Consider the following 6,541-nt stretch of genomic DNA (forward strand, 5'->3'; position numbering starts at 1 on the left):
CACAGAGGTCACAGAGGAAAAGCCCCGGCGAGAATCCGTTCTTGCACGATGCAACCTGGCGCTTCTCCTGTCATCGCGACAAGGCGAATTTTCCCGCTCTTGACCTGCTCTGTGACCTCTGTGCCCTCTGTGGCAAAAGGGTCTTGCTTTGAGCGCCAGAGATTGGTTCGGCCCACCTGGCTTTTGCGCCTATCGCCTGCCCCCTTACGCCTCACGCCCTGGGAAAAATCACCAGATGGTTGAACGCGAGCTTCAGTCCGATGCGTTCGCCCATGGCGAAGTTGTCGTGACTGGGCGCGAAGCACAGCACCTTGCCGCCGCTGGCCAGGCGCAGGGTGTAAAGGAAGCTTGCGCCGCGGAAGGCCTTGTCGAGCACCTCGCCGCTGATGGGGCTCGACTTGTCGGGGCGGATGTCGTCCGGGCGCACCAGCACGTCCACCGGATCCCCCTTGTCGCAGCCCTCGGGTATGAGGCCGGTGATGATGCCGATCTCGGTCTCCACCTGGTGATCGTTCAGCACGGTGCCCGGCAGCAGTTTGCCCTGGCCAATGAAGTCGGCCACGAAGCGTTCCGCGGGGCGATGGTAGAGGTTGTAGGCGGTGTCCCATTGCAGGATTCGCCCGGCGTTCATCACGGCGATGCGATCGGCCATGGCGAAGGCCTCCATCTGGTCGTGGGTCACGAGGATGGCGGTGATGTGTTCCTGCTTGAGGATGCGGCGCACCTCGCGCGCCAGTTCCTCGCGCAGCTCAACGTCCATGCTGGAGAAGGGTTCATCCAGCAACAGCAGGCGCGGGCGCGGTGCCATGGCGCGGGCCAGCGCGATGCGTTGCTGCTGGCCGCCGGACAGGGCGTGCGGGTAGGTGTTTCCGTATCCGGGCAAACCGATCAGATCAAGAAGCTCGCTGATGCGCGCCTTTCGCTCGGCCGTCGACTGATGGCGGATGCCGAAGCCGATGTTGTCAGCCACGCTAAGGTGCGGGAACAGGGCGAAGTCCTGAAAGACCATGCCCACCTGGCGGCGTTCCGGGGGGAGTGTCCGTCCCGGTCGGCTGACCTCGTGGCCGTCCAGCACGATGTGCCCGCGGGTGATGGCCTCGAAACCGGCGATGGCGCGCAACAGCGTGGTCTTGCCGCAACCGCTGGGACCGAGCAGGCAGCCGATCACGCCGGCGTTGAGCGCGACATCGACGTCATGGACCACGGTGTTGTCGCCGTAGGCCACGCTGACGTTCTCCAGCTCAAGCAGGCGTGTCATGTCCGGGTCTCGATCGGCCGATGGTGCGGCTCAGCAGGATCACGGGGATGATGCCGGCCAGTACGATGGCCAGCGCGGCACTGGCAGAATCGGCCAGCCGCTCGTCGGATGCCAGCTCGAAGGCGCGCACAGCCAGGGTGTTGAAGTTGAAGGGCCGAAGTATCAGGGTGGCCGGCAGCTCTTTCAAGACGTCGACGAAGACCAGCAGCAGGGCGGTGAGCACGCTGCCGCGCATGATGGGCATGTGGATGTTCCGAAGTACCGCCAACGGACCCATGCCCAGCGAACGGGCCGCGTCGTCCATGGACGGTTTGATCTTCGTAAGGGCCGCCTCCACGGTGTTCAGGGACACGGCGAGAAATCGCACGCAATAAGCGAAGATGACGGCCACCAGCGTGCCGGAAAGTATCAGTCCGGTGGATACGCCGAATTGCGCGCGCATGAAGCTGTCGATGGTGTTGTCGATCCAGGCGAACGGCAGCATGACACCCACCGCAATCACGGTGCCTGGGATGGCGTAACCCATGCCGGCCACGCGCACGGCCAGGTTGACTGCGAGATTCGGACGCAGGCGCTTGCCGTAGGCCATGATCAGGGCCAGGGCGACGGCCAGCACCGCCGCGATGCCGGCCAGCGATACGCTGTTCCAGACCAGGGTCAGGAACTCGGGCCGCATCCAGACATCGGTGGTCCTGAGCGCCCACTGGCCCAGTTGCAGTGCAGGGACGATGAAGCCCAGGGCGACTGGAAAGGCGCAGATCAGGATCGCGCCGGCCTTGCGCCACCCGGAGAGACGGTAGCGGGGCAGGCGGGAGTAGCGTGTGCTGGTGTGGTGAAAGCGCGCCCTTCGCCTTGAGTAACGCTCAAGAACAATCAGGACCAGTACGAAGGTCATCATCAGGCCCGCCAGCTGGGCGGCGGCGGCCGGGTCGCCCAGCCCGAACCAGGTGCGAAAGATGCCGGTGGTGAACGTGGGAATGCCGAAGTATTCCACGGTGCCGTAGTCCGCGAGCGTCTCCATGAGGGCCAGGGTCAGCCCCGTCACCACCGCGGGCCGGGCAAGGGGCAGGGCGACGTGCCGAAAGCCGCCCCAGGGGCCCACGCCGAGCGTGCGTGAAACCTCCAGCACGCACACCGACTGTTCCAGGAAGGCGGCGCGGCTCAGCAGGTACACGTAGGGGTAGAGCACCAGGGAGAGCATGACCACGGCGCCCGGCAGGGAGCGGATCTGCGGGAACCAGTAGTCTCCCCAGCCCCAGCCGGTCCAGGCGCGGATCTGCGTCTGAACCGGGCCCGCAAAATCCAGCAGTCCGGTGTAGGTGTAGGCGATGATGTAGGCCGGCACGGCCAGGGGCAGCAGCAGTGCCCATTCGAAGACCCGGCGGCCGGGGAAGTCACACAGGCTGACCAGCCAGGCAGTGGGAACACCCAGCAGCAGGACACCCACGCCCACGCCCATCATCAGGATGAGTGAGTTGAGCACGTAGTCTGCCAGCACCGTCTGGCGCAGGTGCTCCCAGACCTCCGTGGCGGGCATGAACACGTGGGCGAACACGGTCAGCACCGGCAGCGCCAGGACCAGTGCGATCAACAGTGTGAGCAGGGTCCAGGGATCGGTGCGCCGGGACCGTTGGCGGGTCCGGACCGGCGAGACCGGTTCATCGGGCGGTGGGCCCGGCATCAGGTTTTCGGGTTGCGCTGACACGATGGTTTCCCGACGACCCGGGTTCGCCGGGCCTCTGGCCGGACGATCATGGTTTCAACAGATGCCTCTCGCAAAACGGCAAGGGGAGGCAAAGCCTCCCCGCAGATGTTGCCGTGAGTGCAGCCGATGCGCCACCGGATAAGACCGGTGGCGCATCGTGCGTGCCGATCAGCGCCAGCCGGCACGGTCCATCAGGCGAACGGCGGCCGCGTTGTGAGCGCCCAGCAGGCCCAGATTGACAGCGTCGGCCTTGAACTCGCCGAATCCGGCCAGGGTCTCACTGTGCGGCACATCCGGCTTGACCGGGTATTCCTGGTTTGCCTCGGCGTACCACGCCTGTGCCTCGTCGCCGGCCATGAACTCCAGCAGGCGGATGGCGTTGTCGCGGTTGCGTGCATGGGCGGTCACGCCGGCGCCGCTGACGTTGACGTGCACGCCGCGGTCATCCTGGTTGGGCCAGAAAACACCGATGGCGTCTGCGGCCCTGCGGTCGGCATCGTCACCGTGGTGCATCTGGCCGAGATAATACGTGTTTGCGATGGCGATGTCGCACTGGCCGGCGGCTGCGGCGCGGATCTGGTCCCGGTCGCCGCCCTGGGGCGGGCGCGCCATATTGGCGACCAGTCCACGGGCCCAGGTCTCGGTGGCCTCTTCGCCGTGGGCAATGATCATCGAGGCGGTCATGGACTGGTTGTATACGTTGCTGGAGGAGCGCACGCAGATTCGGCCGCGCCATTTCGGATCGGCGAGGTCCTCGTAGGTGCTGAATTCCGCCGGGTCCACCTTGTCCCTGACATACATGATGGGGCGTGCGCGCATGGACAGGCCGTACCAGTAGCCTTCGGGATTGCGGTAGCTCTCGGGGATGGCCGCCTCCAGGTTGTCGGAGCGGATCGGCTGGAGCACGCCGGCCTCGACGGCACTGTGCAGGTTGCCGGCGTCCACGGTGATCAGCACGTCGGCGGGCGTGTTGCGCCCCTCGCTGCGCAGGCGCTGCAACAGCGCGTCGGCACGCGCGCTGACGATGTTGACACGGATGCCGGTCTCCTCGGTGAACCGGTCCATCAGGGGTTTGATGAGCGCTTCCTGGCGCGCGGAATAGACGTTCACCTCGCCCTGTGCGAACAGCAGTCCGGGCACCAGGGAGATGGACAGCAGCAGGATGGACGTCAGGAATCGATGACGGAAGGTGTTCATGGTCGTTTCAACGCTCGGTCGTGGTCTGGGGGCAGGCGGGATGGCCCGGATGCCGGGATGGGAAACGTAACAAGAACGATTATCATTTACGTACCCCGTATCTGTCAACAGGCATAAGCAACGGAATTTGGGCGCAAATGATGGGAATCAGGGGGTGAGATGCGCGATACTGCAATAGGTTGTCGGAATCTTGACGTCCGACCCGTCTGCGGGCCCTGTTAGCGTGCGGGAGTCGATATGGATAAAGAAGCACTGAAAATCCCCAAGAAACTCAAGCATGTAAAGATCTGGGTCCACCCGGAAGGGCCGGTCGTGGGGGGCATCTACTTGTATTGCCAGAGCGACCGCCACGAGGGCGAGGAACAGCCCGTGGAGGCCATGAACAGCCCGGAGCCGTTTTTCGTGCTGCGCGGCGGCAACGATGACGACCTCAGGTTCTACAACAAGAACGCCGTGGTCCGCCTCGAGTATTCCGCCGATCCCGGTGAGGAGCGGCCCGCCGGGTGCGTGGAACTGGGCACGCGCCTGCATCTCATGGACGGCTCCACGCTGGAGGGGGTGATCCGGGAAATGCTGGTGCCCGAGCACGCCCGGCTGTTCGATTACGTGAATATCTTCGAGGACCGGTTTGTCCGCCTGTTCATGGAGGATCGTCTGGTCACCCTGGTCAACAAGGCCTACATCGTTCGGGTCACCCCCCTGGACCATTGAGCCGATGACGGATCTGGATGCGCTGAACAGTCACCCGGAAGTGTTTGCGCCGGTGCCCGGAGGTCGGCCGTGAGCCTGTTGCGCGACTTCAAGGCCGAGCGCCTGATCGCGCGCCTGCTGGACCCCCGGGAGCGGGCGGGCAGCGCCGAAGAGCGCAAGCAGCTGGTGGGCAAGCTCAGGCAGCTGGGCGATACGGGCATCCGCAAGCTCATCCAGGCGCTGGGCCAGGCAGGGCGCGACGAGGCCGGCCGTATCAGTGATCTGCTGGGGCGTCTGCTGGACAACCAGACGTTGCCGGTATTCAGCGAGGCGTTGACGGATTCCAATAGCCTGCTGGTGAATCGTGTTTCGCAGATCCTCGTCAACAACGCCGGTTTTGACCCCAATCGTCTCCTGGAACTGCTGGGTGATCCCCAGGTATCCAGGGCCGCGCTGATGGAGGTACTGGAGGCGCACAAGAAACGGCTCAACGTGGGCATGCTGCTTCGCTACGCCTATTCCCTGGAAGCCACGGAGCGCAACGCCGTGTTCCGTCTGATCGGCGAAGTGGCCGACGACTCCGTGATCCCCGATCTGCTCAATCGGGTCTCGGGCAAGGACCCGGTGGTGCGTCAGCAGATCGTACGCATCCTGTCGCGCTTCAAGTCGCCGGAGGTAATCGAGACCCTCAAGGGCCTGCTCAACGACCCCGACAAGGGGGTGCGCCAGGCCGCCCTGGAGGGTTTGTCCTCGCACCAGACCGAGCTGGACGTGCGCACCCTGTGCGGCATGCTCCGAGACAAGGACATGAAGGTGCAGGAACAGGCCATCGAGGCCATCGTGCGCCTCAATGCGCCGGACACCATGACCTATCTAGCGCCACTGCTTCACGACGAGGCCGAGCACGTGCGCCGTTCCGCGGTGGAAGTGCTCAACAGCATCGGCACACCCCAGGCCATCAAGGAACTCCTGGAGTCAGTCAAGGACGCCGACTGGTGGGTGCGGGCACGATCGGCCGATGCGTTGGCCAAGATCGGCGGGCCCCGCGTCGTGAAGGCCGTGGTGGAGTTGATCCGTGACGATGACGAATTCATCCGCCGCTCGGCCATCGAGATTCTCAATTCCACCCGCGACGAACGGTCGCTCAGTTATCTGATCGATGCGCTGGAAGATTCCGACTGGTGGGTACGCGAGCGTGCCGTGGATGCCCTCGCCAACATCGGCAACAAGGCGGCGGTGCCCGCGCTCGTGCGCATGCTCAAGCGCGATGCTGAAGCGGCGCCGGTGGTCCTGCGCGCGCTGGGCAAGCTGGGCGATGATCGCGTGATCCACGTGGTGCTCGAGCAGCTCAAGCGCCCGGAAATTCCCGTGCAGATGGAGGCCCTGCACACCCTGGGCCAACTGGCGGGGTCCGACACCGCGGCGAAGATCGGTGAGGCCATCCTGCGCTACACGGAGAAGGCCTCACCGGAGATTCGGGAAGCCGCCGAGGACACCCACGATCGCCTGCAGGCGAAGTTTTCCACCGTGGCCTCCCTGGACCGCGGGCGGGTCGAGCGCGAGGGCGTGGACGAGACCCTCGCCCTTTCCATGCTCCAGTCTTCGGGGGACTCCGGTGCGCGTCAGGCACCGCCGCCCAGCGCGCCGACGCTGGATGTCAACGCACTGGCGCCCGGCGACATGCTGGGAGA

Annotated in this window: 5 protein-coding genes; 2 read left to right on the top strand and 3 right to left on the bottom strand. The window is 65.0% G+C overall.

From position 1 onward, the window contains the following. Nucleotides 1-211 precede the first annotated feature (211 nt). The 3 genes from B1C78_RS14080 to B1C78_RS14090 form a co-directional block, all read right to left on the bottom strand. The gene (locus B1C78_RS14080; RefSeq protein ID WP_077279809.1) at nt 212-1,258 is read right to left on the bottom strand and encodes an ABC transporter ATP-binding protein; all 1,047 of its coding nucleotides are present in this window, start codon (nt 1,256-1,258) and stop codon (nt 212-214) included. After that, entirely contained in the window at nt 1,242-2,939 is a 1,698-nt protein-coding gene (locus B1C78_RS14085) for an ABC transporter permease (protein WP_077279810.1), read from the bottom strand. The genes B1C78_RS14080 and B1C78_RS14085 overlap by 17 nt, the downstream gene beginning before the upstream one ends. 192 nt (nt 2,940-3,131) lie before the next feature. After that, nucleotides 3,132-4,160: a Fe(3+) ABC transporter substrate-binding protein gene (locus tag B1C78_RS14090; RefSeq protein ID WP_077279811.1), complete on the bottom strand. Its 1,029-nt coding sequence runs from the start codon at nt 4,158-4,160 to the stop codon at nt 3,132-3,134. 237 nt (nt 4,161-4,397) lie between these two features. Between B1C78_RS14090 and B1C78_RS14095 the strand changes: the two genes are divergently transcribed. Together B1C78_RS14095 and B1C78_RS14100 are read left to right on the top strand one after the other, a co-directional pair. Further along, nucleotides 4,398-4,871 carry a hypothetical protein gene (locus tag B1C78_RS14095; RefSeq protein ID WP_077279812.1) on the top strand — a complete coding sequence of 158 codons (474 nt, stop codon included), beginning with the start codon at nt 4,398-4,400 and terminating at the stop codon, nt 4,869-4,871. 69 nt (nt 4,872-4,940) lie between these two features. Then, on the top strand, nt 4,941-6,541 hold a 1,601-nt coding region (locus tag B1C78_RS14100), incomplete at its 3' end, for a HEAT repeat domain-containing protein (RefSeq protein ID WP_077279813.1).

The sequence above is a fragment of the Thioalkalivibrio denitrificans genome (assembly GCF_002000365.1).
Lineage (GTDB): Bacteria > Pseudomonadota > Gammaproteobacteria > Ectothiorhodospirales > Ectothiorhodospiraceae > Thioalkalivibrio_A > Thioalkalivibrio_A denitrificans.